The sequence below is a fragment of the Promicromonospora sp. NPDC110617 genome (assembly GCF_055598465.1).
Genome location: NZ_JBVKBM010000002.1, coordinates 481,009 through 496,992 on the forward strand (window position 1 = coordinate 481,009; position 15,984 = coordinate 496,992).

14 protein-coding genes are annotated in these 15,984 nt (G+C 73.6%); 8 read left to right on the forward strand and 6 right to left on the reverse strand.

What is annotated here, in order from left to right; translation table 11 throughout:
• Positions 1-177: 177 nt before the first annotated feature.
• Positions 178-2,034 carry a LamG-like jellyroll fold domain-containing protein gene (locus tag ACZ7LE_RS12920; protein WP_470403669.1) on the forward strand — a complete coding sequence of 619 codons (1,857 nt, stop codon included), beginning with the start codon at positions 178-180 and terminating at the stop codon, positions 2,032-2,034.
• A 19-nt stretch (positions 2,035-2,053) separates the two neighbouring features.
• On the opposite strand, the gene ACZ7LE_RS12925 is transcribed toward ACZ7LE_RS12920, so the two are convergent.
• A complete protein-coding gene (locus ACZ7LE_RS12925; protein ID WP_470403670.1) occupies positions 2,054-2,500 on the reverse strand; it encodes a YunG family protein in 447 nt (148 codons plus the stop codon).
• A gap of 119 nt (positions 2,501-2,619) precedes the next feature.
• On the opposite strand from ACZ7LE_RS12925, the gene ACZ7LE_RS12930 reads away from it, so the two are divergent.
• A complete protein-coding gene (locus tag ACZ7LE_RS12930; RefSeq protein ID WP_470403671.1) occupies positions 2,620-3,273 on the forward strand; it encodes a hypothetical protein in 654 nt (217 codons plus the stop codon).
• A 62-nt stretch (positions 3,274-3,335) separates the two neighbouring features.
• On the opposite strand, the gene ACZ7LE_RS12935 is transcribed toward ACZ7LE_RS12930, so the two are convergent.
• Complete coding sequence (locus ACZ7LE_RS12935) at positions 3,336-3,818, reverse strand: NUDIX hydrolase (protein ID WP_470403672.1); 483 nt, start codon at positions 3,816-3,818, stop codon at positions 3,336-3,338.
• Between the two features lie 51 nt (positions 3,819-3,869).
• Entirely contained in the window at positions 3,870-4,799 is a 930-nt protein-coding gene (locus tag ACZ7LE_RS12940; protein ID WP_470403673.1) for an alpha/beta fold hydrolase, read from the reverse strand.
• A 111-nt stretch (positions 4,800-4,910) separates the two neighbouring features.
• On the opposite strand from ACZ7LE_RS12940, the gene ACZ7LE_RS12945 reads away from it, so the two are divergent.
• The 3 genes from ACZ7LE_RS12945 (at position 4,911) to arfB (ending at position 6,871) form a co-directional block, all read left to right on the forward strand.
• Positions 4,911-5,450, forward strand: coding sequence for a DinB family protein (locus ACZ7LE_RS12945; RefSeq protein ID WP_470403674.1), 540 nt, complete (start codon positions 4,911-4,913; stop codon positions 5,448-5,450).
• Between the two features lie 67 nt (positions 5,451-5,517).
• A complete protein-coding gene (locus ACZ7LE_RS12950; protein WP_470403675.1) occupies positions 5,518-6,393 on the forward strand; it encodes a YwqG family protein in 876 nt (291 codons plus the stop codon).
• A 31-nt stretch (positions 6,394-6,424) separates the two neighbouring features.
• Complete coding sequence (arfB, locus tag ACZ7LE_RS12955; RefSeq protein ID WP_470403676.1) at positions 6,425-6,871, forward strand: alternative ribosome rescue aminoacyl-tRNA hydrolase ArfB; 447 nt, start codon at positions 6,425-6,427, stop codon at positions 6,869-6,871.
• Positions 6,872-6,958: 87 nt separating this feature from the next.
• Here the strand turns inward: arfB and ACZ7LE_RS12960 are convergent, their stop codons facing one another.
• Positions 6,959-7,384 carry a hypothetical protein gene (locus tag ACZ7LE_RS12960; protein WP_470403677.1) on the reverse strand — a complete coding sequence of 142 codons (426 nt, stop codon included), beginning with the start codon at positions 7,382-7,384 and terminating at the stop codon, positions 6,959-6,961.
• Between the two features lie 296 nt (positions 7,385-7,680).
• Between ACZ7LE_RS12960 and ACZ7LE_RS12965 the strand changes: the two genes are divergently transcribed.
• Genes ACZ7LE_RS12965 through ACZ7LE_RS12975 form a run of 3 tightly spaced genes read left to right on the forward strand, consistent with a single transcriptional unit; the run spans position 7,681 to position 14,584 of the window.
• On the forward strand, positions 7,681-10,002 hold the full coding sequence (locus ACZ7LE_RS12965) for an ATP-binding protein (RefSeq protein ID WP_470403678.1): 2,322 nt from the start codon (positions 7,681-7,683) through the stop codon (positions 10,000-10,002).
• Positions 9,999-12,302 carry an ATP-binding protein gene (locus ACZ7LE_RS12970; RefSeq protein ID WP_470403679.1) on the forward strand — a complete coding sequence of 768 codons (2,304 nt, stop codon included), beginning with the start codon at positions 9,999-10,001 and terminating at the stop codon, positions 12,300-12,302. The genes ACZ7LE_RS12965 and ACZ7LE_RS12970 overlap by 4 nt, the downstream gene beginning before the upstream one ends.
• Positions 12,299-14,584 (forward strand): helix-turn-helix domain-containing protein, encoded by a 2,286-nt coding sequence (locus ACZ7LE_RS12975; RefSeq protein ID WP_470403680.1) that lies wholly within the window; start codon positions 12,299-12,301, stop codon positions 14,582-14,584. Before ACZ7LE_RS12970 ends, ACZ7LE_RS12975 begins: the two co-directional genes overlap by 4 nt.
• Here ACZ7LE_RS12975 and ACZ7LE_RS12980 read toward each other — a convergent pair.
• Both ACZ7LE_RS12980 and ACZ7LE_RS12985 read right to left on the reverse strand, forming a co-directional pair.
• Positions 14,574-15,188, reverse strand: coding sequence for an SDR family oxidoreductase (locus ACZ7LE_RS12980; RefSeq protein ID WP_470403681.1), 615 nt, complete (start codon positions 15,186-15,188; stop codon positions 14,574-14,576). The two genes, ACZ7LE_RS12975 and ACZ7LE_RS12980, sit on opposite strands and share 11 nt — an antisense overlap.
• 15 nt (positions 15,189-15,203) lie before the next feature.
• Positions 15,204-15,872 (reverse strand): sigma-70 family RNA polymerase sigma factor, encoded by a 669-nt coding sequence (locus ACZ7LE_RS12985; protein ID WP_470403682.1) that lies wholly within the window; start codon positions 15,870-15,872, stop codon positions 15,204-15,206.
• Between the last annotated feature and the right edge of the window lie 112 nt (positions 15,873-15,984).

The window sequence follows — 15,984 nt, forward strand, 5'->3', positions numbered from 1 at the left end:
GCGCACTCCCGTCGTCGGGGTCGGCCGAACGTGCTCAGAGGTTACGTTCGGCGGGTGGTCGCCGCGCGCGGAACCCGCGTGGCCCGCCGGCCGGCCGCGCGGCCGTCAGCCCGATGGTCAGCCGCCGTTCGGCCGCGCGTCACCCCTGCGCCAGACGGCGCCGCCACGATCTGACCCGTGGAAAACAAGCTCTCTCGCCGCTCCCTGCTCCAGGCGGCAGCGGCCGTCCCCGTTCTCTCGGCGGCCTCCGCGGCCGCCGGCACGACGTCGGCGGCCGCGGCGCCGTCGTCGGTCTCCTCGAACGGCGGTCGCCCGGACGCGGCGGCCGCGCGGTTCACCGTCGCCGTCCTGCCCGACACGCAGTACCTGCTGGACGACGGCGGCTCCGACGCCGAGCCCGTCCGCGCGACGCTGCGGCACCTCGTGCGCGAGCGCGCGGAGGACAACATCGTGTTCATGACGCAGCTCGGCGACGTGACCGAGCACGGCACCGAGACGGAGATGCTCGCGGCGCGCCGCGCGTTCGAGGCCGCCGGCTCCCTGTCGTACAGCGTGCTGGCCGGCAACCACGACGTCTCGGGCGACGACCAGCGGGGTGACACCCCGTACCTGCGTACCTTCGGGCCGCGGCGCTTCGCCCGGATGGAGACCTACGGCGGCTCCTCCCCCGACGGCTACAACAGCTACCACGTGGTCCGCGGCGGCGGGCGGGAGTGGCTGGTCCTGGCGCTGGACTGGCGCCTGTCCGACGCCGGCCTCGCCTGGACCCAGGGCGTGCTGGACGAGCACGCCGAGCTGCCCGCGATCCTCACCACCCACGACCTGGTCTGGGCCGAGGACGACGGCCGGGCCCACCTGTCCGACAACGGCCAGCGCCTGTGGGACCGCCTGATCAAGGGCAACGACCAGATCTTCCTCGCACTCGGCGGGCACTACTGGCCGTCCGGCCGCACCACCATGACCAACGACGCGGGCAACCCGGTGCACCTGCACATCACCAACTACCAGGACCGCTACTACGGCGGCGCCGGCATGCTGCGGTACTACACCTTCGACCTGGTGCGCGGCGTGATCGACGTCGAGACCTTCTCGCCGTGGCTGGGTGCGAAGAAGGACCCGACGCCGCTGGAGGCGGAGCACGTCGAGCTGAGCGGCGACGTCGACCGGTTCACCGTGGAGATCGACTTCGACGAGCGCTTCGCCGCGTTCGCCCCGCCCGTGCTGCCCGCCCCGCTGCCGCCGTCGGCCGTGATGCCGCGCGGCACGGTCGCGTACTGGCGGTTCGACGCCGCCGGCCTCGCCGGCGCGGGGTCGGGCGGCGCGCCCGTCGCGCCCGGCACCGTGGCCCGCGACCTCACCGGCAACGGCAACGACCTCACCTCGACGCTCCTGCACGCCAGCGCCCCCGAGGCGCTGACCTGGTCGGCCGAGCACCACGACGCCCAGCCGGCCCGGGCGAGCCTGCGGTTCGACGGCGGCAAGGGGCCCGACCGGGGCGCCGTGCTGCACACCGGGCCGGACGCGCCGGTCAACACCATGACGTTCGAGTCGGGCTACACGATCGAGACCTTCGTCAAGCTGCCCGAGCCCTTCGAGGGCGACCACTCCTGGATGGGCATCCTGAGCTGGGAGGGACGCGCGGGCGACGCCGGCAAGCAGGGCGGCTGGTCCGAGGACGACGCACCGTGCAGCCTGAACGTGACCGGCGAGCGGTTCCTGCAGTTCGTCGTCTACCCGGTGCCGGTCGACGACGACCCGACCTCCTGGAGCCACGCCCTCCCGGTCGGCCGTTGGACGCACATCGCGATCGTCAACGACGGCCGGCACACCACGATGTACGTGGACGGCTCGAAGATCGCGCGCAACGCCTCCCTGGAGTCGCGCGGGATCTCCACGGTCGGCAAGCCGTTCGCGCTCGGTGGCACCCAGGGCGGCGGGAAGTTCGGGCAGGGTTTCTACGGCTCGATCGGCGACACCCGGATCGTGTCGCGTGCCCTGCGGCCGGAGCAGTTCCTCACCGCCCGGCGCGGCTGACACGGCGGGGCGGCGTCGGTCAGGCCGAGCCTGTCCGACGTCGTCCCGGGGCCGCCCCGCCCGCCCGAAGGTGGGCCTGGACCGAGGCCAGCAGCAGGTCGCACCGGGCGACCGTGGGCGGGCTGTCGCCGAGGTCGTGCCGGTCCAGGACCCGCTGCTCCGTCACGACGGAGCCCGGCGGGAACTGCTGCCACGTGAGGTCGATCGCGACGGTCCCGGCCGGCGTCGGCAGCTCGGTCCAGAAGTGCGCCTCGTCCCGGAACCGGGTCCGGACGACGCCCTTGACGATCTCGGCGGCCGGGAAGAAGTGCTGCACCACGCGCGCCGTCGGGTAGCACTGGCCGAGGGCGGGGTTCCCGTCCTCCCAGACCGCGCCGTACGACGTCCGCCGGCTCCAGGACGCCTCCAGCGCCTCGCGCAGCGCGATCAGGTCGACCGGGTCCGGGGGTGTGTCGACGGTGGTCACCCCGGCAGCGTAGTGAACGGGCCCGAATGCCCGAAAACGCCGTCCGACCTGCGTGAACAGCTCCCGACTTCTTGTCGCGCGGACCCAACCTTTCACCCGGGTGCTGCGTCCTAGAAGTCATGAGACACACACACGAGAAGGCACGTTCCATCGTCCTGACGGCCGGCCTCGTCGTCGGCCTCACCGCGGGAGCGACGACGGCGGCCGTCGCCGCCCCCGCCCAGGTGGCGTGCTCCGCGACCGCCGCGCACGTGCCGAGCCACGTCGCGGACCTGCCCGGCTGCGAACCGGTCGGTACCCCGATCAAGCTGGGCGAGCCGACCGACGGCGCGACCGACACCTGGCAGTCCACGGACACCAACGGCGTGGGCTACAAGCTCCCGGCCGACTGGACCGGGCGCGCGGTCGTGGGCGACGGCGGCCCCGGCCACGAGTGGGAGTCCCCGGAGATCATCTCCTCCGACGAGTTCGGCGACCTGCACTGGCGGGTGCTGATGCAGTCGCCCTTCTACGACCAGGAGATGCCCGACCCCGAGGTGCTGAACGAGCTCGGGTGGTACGCGTCGTACATCGAGATCGACGGTGCCTCGGAGGCCGTGCTCACGGCGGCGCAGACCGAGCACTGGGGCGCCCCGGGCGTCGAGACGATCGACTTCCAGGTCTTCGTCGAGTCGGAGAGCACCGGCGTCGTCAGCCGGTTCATGGGCGAGCTGCCCCCGGGCGAGGAGGGCCAGTTCCTCCTGGACAACTTCGTGCCCACGATCGAGCCGTGATCCTGGGCTGCGCTGAACCGAGCTGAACGGAGGCGGGTCCCGGCGTGGTGCCGGGGCCCGCCTCACCCCGTGAGCGCCGCGACCAGCCGGTCGACGAACGCCGCCTGCGCGCTGACGACGACGCGCCGCGCGTCGTCGGGCGCGAACCAGGCGACGCGGTCGATCTCGGGGATCTCGAGGCGCCTGCCGGACCGCGGCGGCCACTCGATCTCGACCGTGTTGCTGCTGATCGCCGCCAGGTCGGGCCCGGGGTCGGGCCACTCGCGCGCCCAGGCGTGGACCACCTTGCCGGCACGCTGCCGTACCTCGCCGAGCTCCAGGTCCGGGCCTAACGTCGGCGGCAGCTCCAGCCCGAGCTCCTCGGCCGCCTCGCGCAGGGCCGCGGCGTGGGGCTCCTCGCCGGGTTCGAGCTCGCCCTTGAGCACGGTCCACGATCCCGCGTCCTTGCGGGCCCAGAACGGCCCGCCCATGTGGCCGAGGAGCACCTCGAACCCGCCGTCGGGCAGCCGCCGGAAGGGCAGGAGTCCCGCGCTCGTCGTCGCCATGGGTCCAGTCTGGACGGAGGCGCCGTCCAGGGCGTCTTCTGGGCGGCGAACCTAGACGGCGAAGCGGGCGATCGCGCGCGTCAGCTCGGCCACGGAGTCCTGCCCGCCGTGGCCGTCACCGAGCACGAAGAGCTCGCTCCCCGGCCAGGCGCGGTGCACGTTCCACGCGGTCACGGCGGGTCCGGAGATGTCGTGCCGGCCGTGGATGAGCACGCCCGGCACCTGCGCCAGCCGGTCCATGCGGCCAACGATCTCGTCGCCGCCGAATCCGGAGTGCGACCAGTAGTGGGTCACGAGCGTGGCCAGCACGTCTCGCACCGGCGGGTCCTGCCAGCGCGGGTCGGGGCTCCACCCGGGTCCGAGGGAGACGTGCGTGTCCTCCCACCGGCCCCACGCGGCGGCGGCGTTCGCCCGCACGTCGGGCGACGGATCGCGCATCGCGCGCGCATACGTGTCGACAAGGCGCTCGCCCGGAGCAGGGTCGACGGCGCCGGCGAACAGCTCCCACTCCTCCGGGAAGACGCGGCCCATGGCCTCGGTGATCCACTCGACCTCCTCGGTCGACGTGGTGGTCACGGCGAACAGGGCGATCCCCACCACCCGCTCGGGGTGGGCCTGCGCATACGCGAGCGCCAACGTGCTGCCCCACGACGCGCCCGTCACGGTCCAGCGCTCGATGCCGAGGTGGCGGCGCAGGGCTTCGATGTCCTGGATCTGCGCCGGCGTCGTGTTCTGGTCCAGCAGGTCCAGGCGCTCCGTCACGAGCGGGCGGCTGCGCCCGCACCCGCGCTGGTCGAACGTGACGGCCTGCTGCCGGCTCGGGTCGATGCGGCGACGGTGGCCCGCCATCGACCCGCTGCCCGGGCCGCCGTGCAGCCAGAGCACGGCCGGGCCCTCCGGGTTCCCGAACGCCTCGTAGTACAGCTCGTTGCCGTCGGCGACTCGCAGGTGTCCGGTACGCAGCGGGGTCGTGGAGGTCATCCCCCGAACCTAGACGATCCCGCAGGTGGGAGCGCACACGCGGGCGCCTCGCGGGATGCGGCCCATGAACACTTCGCCCCGCACCCGGGCCGGCGTCGCTACGGTTCCAGGATGACGACGATCACCGACCCCGCGGACCGCTTCGACATCCCCTTCACCGCCGACGAGAAGCAGACCCTCCTCGGGATCCTCGCCTTCCAGCGCGACACGCTGCGCTGGAAGGTCTCGGGACTGAGCAGCACGCTGCTCGCCTACCGGCACGCGCCGAGCACACTGTCGCTCGGCGGCCTGCTCAAGCACCTCGCCGTCATCGAGGCGGCGTGGGTCAACGTGACGTTCGCGGGGACCGTCGAGACACCGACCTGGTACGCCCAGCACAAGGAGCAGCAGGGACGGCAGGACTGGACCTTCGCCACCGCGGCGGACGACTCGCCCGAGCAGCTGCTGGCCTGGCTCGACGAGGCCCAGCGCAGCACGGAGCGGATCGTGGCCGAGACGGCGGACCTCGACACGATCGCCCAGGAGAAGTTCTGGGACGGCCAGGAGGCCTCGCTGCGGTGGATCCTGCTCCACCTCATCCAGGAGTACGCCCGGCACCTGGGCCACGCGGACCTGCTCCGCGAGGCGATCGACGGGTCGGTCGGGATCTAGTCGCGGACGGCGCGGGGCGGACGATGACCGGTCGGCACCTAGGCCGGTGCTGGCAGGATGCGGTCCCGTGAGCACCCCGCCCCCGCCGTCGGACATCACCACCGTCTTTCCCGAGCTGCACGGGTACGCGCGCACCGCGACGATGCTGCATCCGCGCCCGGGCACGCCCGGGGTACGCGAGTCGTCGGTCGGTGGGCCCCTGCTGTGGCCGGCCGACGAGGAGTGGCCGACAGAGCAGGGGCCTGGCAACCGAGGAAACGTCCCCCTGGTCGCGGTGCTCCAGCTCTGGGTGCGCGACTTCCCGGGGCTGGCGCATCCCGAGGACATGGACGTCCTGCAGATCCTGTGGTGCCCCGACGACAACGTGGACGCCTTCGAGATGGACCACTTCCGCACTGCGCCGCCCGATGACGGGTTCGTGGTCGTGTGGCGCCGTTCCGACGACGTCGCCGACGTCCTGGCGGACGTACCACGACCGACGGAAGACCAGATCATCATGGACGGCTATGTGCCCGTCCCCTGTGTGCTCTCCCCGGAGCAGGTCACGGAGTACCCGCCGGCGTGGGTGCTCGGCCAGGCCTTCTTCGACCGGGTGAGCCACCGCGACGACGAGCTCGGCACCGAGTACGACGCGGTGCGGTCCTTCGCCCACGGGTCCAAGGTCGGCGGGTGGCCGGCCGACTGCGGCATCGGAGGACCCTACGTCGGCGCCTTCGTCTGCGACTGCGGCACCCCGCTCAGCCCGCTGCTCAGCCTGGCCAGTACCGAGGTCGCGCACACCGACCGGACGAGCACGACGGCCTACCTCGCGCCTCCGGTTGCCGAGCCGCGCGGCCCGGAATGCAGCAAGCCCACCGGACTCGTGCTCGGCAACTGGACCAACCTGCAACTCTTCTACTGCACCGTGTCCTGGGACCATCCGGTCCAGCGGTACGTCATGTAGTGCGCCCGCGCGAGTGCGAGACCATGGGCACATGCCCTCCCCCGTCCGCCCTGGTCTCGCCGTCAGTCCCGCGCTGACCATCCCCCGAGCCGAGCTCACCGAGCGGTTCTCGCGCTCCTCCGGTCCGGGCGGTCAGGGCGTGAACACGACCGACTCGCGCGTGGAGCTCTCCTGGGACGTCGCACGGTCCGCCGTCCTGAGTGACTCGCAGCGCCGGCGGCTCCTGGAGCGGCTCGCGGGTCGGCTGGTCGACGGCGTCCTCACCGTCGTCGCCTCGGAGCACCGGGAGCAGCGACGCAACCGCGACGCCGCCGCGCAGCGCCTGGCCGCGCTGGTGGTCGGCGGCCTCGCTCCGGGCCCACGGTCCAGGAAAGCCACACGCGCCACCCGAGGTTCGCAGGAGCGGCGGCTGACCGCCAAGAAGCAGCGGTCGGCGACCAAGAAGCTGCGCTCCGCCAAACCCCGGCGCGAGGACTGAGGCTCTGCGAGAACTGACGGGAGGCAGGTCCCGGAGTCGCTCCGGGGCCCGCCGCCCTACGTCCTCAACGATGTGACCGTCAGGACGTCAGCAGACGATGGCGCGCACGTGGACCCAGCCGGTCTCCACCGCACCACCGGACTTGGGCTTCCACTGGAGCTTCGCGCTGCCGGTCACATCCGTGCCGCAGGACATGTCGAACGCGGGCGTCGCCAGGGCGTCCGAGACGTCCTCGTAGGGGAAGTTCTGCTTCACCGGGAAGTAGGTGATGCTGGGCGGCTTCGTCCAGTCCCTGGTGATCGTGATCTCGGTCTGCACGATCCGCACGACGTAGTCGCCGGGACGCCCGGCGTCGTCCGACACCGATCCGCGCACGTAGACGGTCCCGTTGGAGTTCTGCCGGATCGACACGCAGCGGTCGACCCGGTCCCCCACGCAGTGCCCGGCCACGCGCGTCCACGCGCTGGCCGGTGCCGCCGTCAGCACCGTCGCCAGCATCGTCAGCCCTGCCACCGCCGCAAGCGTTCTCCTGATCCGGTTCATGCGAGTCCCCCTGTCCGCAGGACGCTCGATCAGCGCCCCGTCGCCGTCAAGCGTGCCCTCCCCGGAGACCTTCCGCACGCACAGTGCCGGCGCACCACGACGGCGACGTCCGCCCGCCCACCGGCGTACCGAGCGTCTCACCCGGGTGATTCCACGAGGCACGCCGAGGATTCACCATGCACGCGGATCGCCACGTGGACAGCCGGTTGCCAACGATGCAGATCCGGCCATCATGACCTCAGGTCGAACACCCTGAGGGAGGCTGGATGACCGGCTCGTTCGGACCGCTCCTGCGGAGCCTGCGGCAGTCCGCCCGCCTGACGATCGAGGAGCTCTCGCACACCTCAGGCGTGAGCGTGCGCGCCATCGGCGACATGGAGCGCGGCGTCAGCCGAGGGCCGCAACGCCGGACGGTCCAGGCGCTTGCCGACGCACTGGGGCTCGACGACGAGCAGCGCGCGGTGCTGGCGGAGGCGGCCAGGAAGGGCCGGCCGCGACCAGCGGGCCCAGCCGCCGAGCAGCCAGGGGTGAACGGGCTGCAGCGCGGTCTCAGCGACTTCGTGGGCCGGACGGCGGAGCTGAAGCTGCTGACCGAGAGGGCATGGTCGGCCTCCGCGGACGGCCCCACCCCGGTCGTCGTCGTCCACGGCGCGGCGGGACTGGGCAAGACGGCGTGCGCGGTGCGGGCGGCCGAGCTGTTGCACGAGAGGTTTCCCGACGGCCGGCTCCACGTAGACCTGCGGGGCGTCGACGCCGAGCCGATGGCGCCGACGGAGGCGTTGCGCCGGCTGCTGCTCGCCGTCGGCCTGGACCCGCGAGCCATCGCCGAGGACGACCACGAACGGGCAGGTCAGCTCCGGGCCGTCCTGGCGGACCGGAGCTGTCTGGTGGTGCTGGACAACGCCGCCGACGAGGCCCAGGTGCGACCCCTGCTCCCGGGCGCCGGGCCGGGCATGGTGATCGTGACCAGCCGCCGCACGCTGGCCGGGCTGGAGGGAGTGACCCGGGTCCCGCTGGCGCCGTTCTCGCCGCAGGAGTCCGCGGAGCTGTTGGAGGCCCTCTCGAACCGGACGGCCGACGGGAGCGCGGCGGGGACCGAGGGGGCGGCGGAGACGGCACGGGTGTCCGAGCTCTGCGGACGCCTGCCCCTGGCCCTGCGGATCGCCGGTACCCGCCTGGCGTCCCAGCCTGGGTGGACCATGCGGCACCTGGCCGAGCGGCTGTCGGACGAGGACCGCCGGCTCGCGAACCTGGCGGTGGGCGAGGTCGGCGTGGAGGCGGCGTTCGCGCTGTCGTACGTGGCACTGCCGGAGCAGGCCAAGGAGTGCTTCCGGCGGCTGGCGCTCGTCCCCGCGGTGGACTTCGGGGTACCGGTCACCGCGGTGCTGACCGAGGTCGACCAGTACGACGCCGAGGACCGGCTCGACGAGCTGGTCGAGCTCGGTCTGCTCCAGCACGAGGGCGCCGACCGCTACCGGTTCCACGACCTGATCCGCCTGTACGCGATGACCCGGCTGCAGGACGAGGATCCCGTCGAGGCCCGGACGGCGGCCGAGCGCCGGATGACGGACTGGCTGCTGGAGACCGCGACGTCGGCCGGCCGGTGGTTCGACGGCGACACCCCACCGCCGGGCGACGAGGGTCAGGTCCGGTTCACCTCCCCGGAGGAGGCCCGGGCCTGGCTGCTGGTCGAGAAGGAGTCCTGGCTGGCCGCGCTGCGGCTAGCTGCCGCCGCAGGACGGGACGAGCAGGTGGCCCGGTTCGGCGAGGCGATGAACTGGATCGCCAACGAGACCCAGGTATGGGCGACCGACTGGCTGGAGGTGTTCGGGCTCACGACCACCGCCGCCGCACGGCTGCCCGACCGTGGCAGGGAGGTCTGGCACCGGGTCCGCCACGTCTGGGCGTCCCTCGCCGTCGCCGCACCGAGGCGGGACACCGCGGCCTTGCGGGACGCCGCGGAGCAGGCCATGGATGCCTACCGGATCGCCGGCGACCTCGGAGCGGTCAAGGAGCAGGCGGAGGCGGTCTGCAACGCAGCCGAGGCCTGGCGGCTCGCGCACGACGACGACCGGTCGCTCTGGGCGTACCGCCAGGGACGAGAGCTGGCCCAGGCCGCCGCCGACCAGAGCACCTACTTCTGGGCGAGCGGCGGTCTCGTGGTGGGGCTCGCCGCGGTCGGCAGGCACGACGACGCCATCGAGGCCTACCGCTCCATGCTGCGGACCGTCGACGGGCTCGACACGCCGACGGCCGCCGCGGAGAACACACGCAGGTTCGCCCTCGCCCGCCTGTCCACGGCGCTCGCCCACGCGGCGCGGTATCAGGAGGTTGTCGAGATCGCCGAGGCAGCCTCCGCCGACCTCGCCCACAAGGCGAACAGCTGGGCACCGCTGACGCACCGAGCGGTCGGTCAGGCGTACGCCGGGCTCGGCGCGAACGACAGGGCCCGCGAGCACCTCACCCTCGCGATCGGACAGGGCGAGGCGCGAGGGCGGTGGCAGCCCGGGCCCGCGTTCGTCGACGAGGTGAAAGCCCTGATCGCAGTCCTCGACGCTGCGGCCGGAGACCCTGAGGAGATCGGATGACCGCCACGTTCGGCCCCCTCCTGCGCAGCCTGCGACAGGCCGGTCAGCTCACGATCGAGGAGCTCTCCCACACCGCCGGTGTGAGCGTGCGCGCGATCGGGGACATGGAGCGCGGCGTCAGCCGCGGCCCGCAGCGGCGGACGGTCCAGGCGCTCGCCGAGGCGCTCGGGCTCGACGACGAGCAGCGCGCGGTGCTGGCCGCGGCGGCCAGGGTGGGCCGCCCGCGGACCGCGGGACAGGCGCCGGAGCCTCCGCAGGGGTACGGGCTGCCGCGCGGGCTCGCCGACTTCGTGGGCCGGGCGACGGAGCTGGCACTGCTGTCCAAGCTCGGCCGCTCGGCGTCCGGTGCCGACCGGACGCCGGTCGTGGTGGTGCACGGGCCGGCTGGGGTGGGCAAGACGGCGTGCGCGGTGCGGGCTGCGGAGGTGCTGGGTGAGGCGTTCCCCGACGGGCAGGTCTATGTGGACCTCCGCGGCGTCGGCCCCGAGCCGATGGCGACCACGGAGGCACTGCGCCGTCTGCTGCTCGCCGTCGGCCTGGACCCGCGTGCGGTCCCCGAGGACAAGGAGGAACGGGCCGCCCGGCTGCGAGCCATCCTGGCGGGACGGCGGAACCTGCTGGTGCTGGACAACGTCGCCCACGAGGCCCAGGTGCGGTCCCTGCTCCCGGGCGCCGGGCCGGGCATGGTGGTCGTGACCAGCCGCCGCGCCCTGGGCGGGCTGGACGGCGTCACGAGGATCCCGCTCGCGCCACTCTCGTCGAAGGAGTCGGCGCAGCTGCTGCGGGCCGTGTCGGGAGACGCCCACGGGGCCGCCGCCGACGCCGAGGACGCGGACGCCGCGCACGTGGCACGCCTGTGCGGTCACCTGCCGCTGGCGTTGCGGATCGCCGGCACCCGCCTGGCCTCCCGGCCCGGCTGGACGATGCGGCACCTCGCGGAGCGGCTCTCGGACGAGAACCGCCGGCTGGCCAACCTTGCCGTCGGCGACGTCGGGGTGGAGGCGTCCTTCTCGTTGTCCTACCTCGCCCTGCCCGCGAGTGCGCAGGCGTGCTTCCGGCGACTGGCGCTCGTGCCCGCCGTCGACTTCGGGGTGCCGGTCGCCGCCGTGCTCACCGAGGCCGACCTGGACGACGCCGAAGACCAGCTCGACGACCTGGTCGAGCTCGGCCTGCTCCAGCACGAGGGCGCCCACCGCTACCGGTTCCACGACCTCGTCCGGCTGTACGCGAGCCGGCGGCTGCACGAGGACGAGCCCGCCGGGGCCCGCGAGGCGGCCGAGCGGCTGATGACCGACTGGCTGCTGGAGACCGCGACCCGCGCGGGCCGCTGGTTCGACGACGGCGATGACGACGGCGACGAACCAGTGCCGGGCGACGAGGGCCACGTCCGGCTGACCTCACCCGAGGACGCCCGTGCGTGGCTGCAGGCCGAGAAGGAGTCCTGGCTGGCCGCGCTACGGATGGCAGCCGCGGCGGAGCGGGACGAGCAGGTGGCCCGGCTGGGCGAGGCGATGCGCTGGTTCGCCGCCACCACGCAGTACTGGTCGGACTGGCTGGAGGTGTTCGGGCTGACCCGCGACGCCGCGGCGCGGCTGGCCGACCGACGCCGCGAGCTCTGGCACAGGAACCGCCACGTCTGGGCGTATCTCGCCGTCCAGCGGACCCGCGGGGAGGCAGCAGTGCGCAGCGGCGTGGAGCGGGCGATGGAGGTCTACCACCTCGCCGAGGAGCTCGGCGCCGTCCGGGAGCAGGCCGACGCAGTGTGCAACGCGGCTGAGGGCTGGCGCGTCATGGAGAACGTCGAGCAGACACTGTGGTCCTACACCCGCGGGCGCGAGCTGGCGGAGGCCGCCGGCTATCGCTCCACCTACTACTGGGCCAGCAGCGGGGCCGCGGTCGGGCTCGCCCGCGTCGGCAGGCACGACGAGGCCGTCGAGGCCTACCGAGCCCTGCTGAGGACCATCGACGAGCTACCGGTCCCCTCAGCCGCAGCACAGCACTCGCGGTTGTTCGCCCTCTCCGGTCTGTCCGGGACGCTCATCACCGCAGAACGCTTCCAGGAGGCCGCCGAGGTGGCCGAGTCGGCGCTGGCCCGAACCATCGAGCAGGGCAGCGACTGGACGTCGATCATGCACTGGAACCTGGGCCGTGCCTATGCCGGGCTCGGCGTGAAGGACGGGGCCCGCGACCACCTTGCTCGGGCGATCCAGCTCGCCGAGGAGAACGGGACGTGGCGCGCCGCGACCCTCGGCCGGGTGCGGGCGCTGCTGGAGTCCCTCGACGCCGAGCAGGACGCGTGACCGCCGCGTTCGGACCGCACCTGCGCGACCTGCGCCAGTCCGCCCGGCTCACGATCGAGGAGCTCTCGCACGCCTCAGGCGTGAGCGTGCGTGCCATCGGCGACATGGAGCGCGGCGTCAGCCGCGGCCCGCAGCGGCGGACGGTGCAGGCACTCGCCGAGGCTCTGGGTCTGGACGACGAGCAGCACGCGGTGCTGGCCGACGCCGCCCGGGCGGGCCGGCCGCGGGATCCCGCACTGCGACGGCCGGCGGCGTACGGGCTGCCCCGCGGGCTGGGCGACTTCGTGGGCAGAGCGGCCGAGCTGGCAGCCTTGTGCGGGCTGGCGCGGACGGCGTCCGCGGACGGCCCGGTTCCGGTCGCCGTGGTGCACGGGGCGGCGGGCCTGGGCAAGACGGCGTGCGCGGTGCGAGCCGCCGAGCTGCTGGGCGGGGAGTTTCCTGACGGGCAGGTCTACGTGGACCTGCGCGGCGTCGACCCTGAGCCGATGCCGACGGCGGAGGCGCTGCGTCGGCTGCTGCTCGCCGTCGGCCTCGACCCGCGGGCGATCGCCGAGGACCACCAGGAACGAGCAGAACAGCTGCGGACCGCGCTGACGGAGCGGCGCTGCCTGCTCGTGCTCGACAACGCCGCCGACGAGGCCCAGCTGGGACCGTTGCTGCCCGGTCCTGGGCTCGGTATGGCGATCGTGACGAGCCGCCGGGCCCTGGGCGGTCTGGACGACGTCACGCGGATCGCCCTGGCGCCGCTGGCACCGGAGGAGTCCGCGGAGCTGTTGGCGGCCGTGGTCGGATCGACCCGCTCGGGGGCAGGCCGGACGGCCGAGGAGATGCTGCGTGTGGCACGACTGTGCGGGCACCTGCCGCTGGCGCTGCGGATCGCCGGCACCCGGCTCGCCTCCCGGCCCGGCTGGACGATGCGGCACCTCGCGGAGCGCCTGGCGGACGAGGACCGCCGGCTCGCGAACCTGTCGGTCGGCGACGTCGGGGTGGAGGCGGCGTTCGCCCTCTCCTACCTTGCGCTGCCGGAGCGCGCGAAGGAGTGCTTCCGGCGTCTGGCCCTGGTCCCCGCCGTGGACTTCGGGGCGCCGATCGCCGCGGTGCTGACCGAGGCGCACCTGCACGACGCGGAGGCCGAGCTCGATCACCTGGTCGAGCTGGGCCTGCTGCAGCACCAAGGTCTCGACCGCTACCGGTTCCACGACCTCATCCGGCTGTACGCGGGTCAACGCCTGCGCGACGAGGAGACCGCCGATGCCCGGGCGGCGGCCGAGCGGCGCATGACCGACCGGGTGCTGGAGACCGCGACCGTGGCCGGGCGGGTGTTCGAGGCCGGCGGCGATGTACCACCGACAACCCGCAAGGGCCTGGTCCCGCTGTCGACGCCCAAGGAGGCCCGGGCGTGGCTGGAGGTGGAGCAGCAGACGTGGCTGGCCGGGCTGCGGCTGGCGGCCGCCGCGGAACGGGACGAGCAGGTGGCCGAGCTCGGTGAGGCCATGCGCTGGTATGCGGCGGACAACCAGCAGTGGTCCGGCGAGTGGTTAGAGGTGTTCGGGCTGACGCGCGCCGCCGCCGCCCGGCTGCCGGACCGTCGCCGCCAGCTCTGGCACATGAACCGCTACGCCTGGGCCTTCACCACCAACGACGCCGCCCAGGGCGGCACACGGGCCCGGGAGGCCGCGGAACAGGCGATGACGGTCTACCCGCTGGCCGCGAGCGCCGGTGCCGTCCGGGAGCAGGCGGACGCGGTGTGCAACGCCGCCGAGGCCTGGCGGAGCCATCTGGACCACGACGAGGCGCTGTGGGCGTACTCCCGGGGCCGCGAGCTGGCCGAGGCGGACGACTACCACGAGACCTACTACTGGGCCGGCAACGGGGTCGCCGCGACGCTCGTCGACCTCGACCGGCGGGACGAGGCGATCGAGGCGTACCGCGAGGTGCTGAGGAGCATCGACGAGCTGGGTTCGGCCTCGGCCGCCGTGCGGCACGCGCGGATGTTCGCCCAGGCGAGCCTGGCGGGCGCCCTGTGCTTCGCACGACGCTACGAGGAGGCCGTCGAGGTGGCGAAGCCGGCCCTGGCCGAGAGCGTCGAGCAGGGCAGCTTCTGGTGGACGTCGTTGATGCACTGGGTGCTGGGCACCGCCTATGCCGGGTACGGCGCGAACGACGCGGCCCGCGACCACCTGACCCAGGGCATCGAGCGTGCGGAGGAGCGCGGGACGTGGATTCCCGCGCTCCTCGGGCGGATGAAGGAGAAGTTGGCGTCCCTCGACGTCAGGCACTGATCGCCGTGCCCCGCCGGCTCGGCCGCGCCGCTCCGAGCTGTTCCGCCCAGCCGGCCTCGACCACGCCGTCGACCGGCCCGGCGACGGCGTGGCGCGCGAGCGCCGCGGCGATGTCCCCGGAGCCGATCGGCTGGAGGTGGCCGAGCAGCACCCGCACCGGCGTGTCCGCGGCCGTGGGCTCCCGGACCACCTTCGCGTAGTCGAGCAGGTGGGTGGCGCGGACGATCGAGTAGCGGAGTCCGGAGGTGGCGACGAGCCGCTCCTGGGTGGCCCGCGCGCGCAGATAGTCGCTGCCGGGCAGCCGGTCGCCGCCGACCACCGAGAGCGCCACGTAGTGGCCCACACCCGCGCGCCGGCCGGCGGCGAGCAGGTTGCCCGTCGACGTCACGAAGTGGGCGGCGAGGTCCGTGCCGTCCGACCAGGGTGCGCTGGACATGTCCAACAGCACGTCGGCGCCGGCCACCGCCTCGGTCAACCCCTCACCTGCCAGCGCGTCGCAGCCCGTGCCCGGAGTGGCCAGGACAGCGTCGAACCCGCTTGCGCGGAGCAGGGTGACGACCTTGGAACAGATCAGGCGGGTCCGGCCCACGACGACGATCCGCACGGCACGGACCGCGTCTCAGGCCGCGGCCGCGGTCGGCGCGGCCGGGCTGCCGTCGTGGGCCACCAGCAGCCGTTCGAGACGGCCGAGGTCGCCCGTGCGGGCCGCCTCCAGGAACGCAGCGACGAGCCGACGGCGCACCGACGGCGAGACCGGGCGCGTGCGGTCACCCACGAGGCGCGCCTGCGCGCGGCTGACGAGCTGCCGGGAGTTCGCGGCGCTGGTCCGGAGCAGCCGCGCCAGGTCGGCGTACGGATAGTCGAAGCCACGCCGCAGCACGTAGGCCGCCAGCTCCCCCGGGGTCAGCCTCGTCAGGAGCAGCGCGAACGCCTCCTCGGCGGCCCCCGCCTGCTCCGCCTGGAGGCCCGGGTCGTGGTCGGAGCCCGAACGGGCGGCGTCAGGCACCGGCACCGTGGACAGCAGCGACTCGCGGCGGTACCGGGCGGACTGGATGACGTTGAGCGCCAGGTTGGTCGTGGTGGAGGTGAGGAAGGCGGCAGGGTTGCGCACCTTCGTGCGGTCGGTGCGCTGCCAGCGGACCCATGCCTCCTGGACCACGTCGTCGGCCTCCGTAGGGTTGCCGGTGACCCGGCGCGCGATGCGGACCAGCTGGCTCCGCTGGGCGAGGAAAACCGAGAGCGCGGCGTCGGGCTCGGCGGGGACGGTGGGGATCTCGGGTGTCGTCATGCCGATCACCCTCGGCGCGGCGCTCGACGCGCCGCGCCCCGGTGAGTCCGTGGTCGGACCCGTGGTGGCTCCCGGGGGCGCCCTGGGCAACGGACCACGGGCGGAAACCGCC

Coding starts and splice junctions, on each gene's coding strand:
- ACZ7LE_RS12930 (WP_470403671.1), top strand. CDS start 2,620: ATGAGACACACACACGAGAAGGCACGTTCCATCGTCCTGACGGCCGGC.
- ACZ7LE_RS12935 (WP_470403672.1), bottom strand. CDS start 3,818: ATGGCGACGACGAGCGCGGGACTCCTGCCCTTCCGGCGGCTGCCCGAC.
- ACZ7LE_RS12940 (WP_470403673.1), bottom strand. CDS start 4,799: ATGACCTCCACGACCCCGCTGCGTACCGGACACCTGCGAGTCGCCGAC.
- ACZ7LE_RS12945 (WP_470403674.1), top strand. CDS start 4,911: ATGACGACGATCACCGACCCCGCGGACCGCTTCGACATCCCCTTCACC.
- arfB (WP_470403676.1), top strand. CDS start 6,425: ATGCCCTCCCCCGTCCGCCCTGGTCTCGCCGTCAGTCCCGCGCTGACC.
- ACZ7LE_RS12965 (WP_470403678.1), top strand. CDS start 7,681: ATGACCGGCTCGTTCGGACCGCTCCTGCGGAGCCTGCGGCAGTCCGCC.
- ACZ7LE_RS12970 (WP_470403679.1), top strand. CDS start 9,999: ATGACCGCCACGTTCGGCCCCCTCCTGCGCAGCCTGCGACAGGCCGGT.
- ACZ7LE_RS12985 (WP_470403682.1), bottom strand. CDS start 15,872: ATGACGACACCCGAGATCCCCACCGTCCCCGCCGAGCCCGACGCCGCG.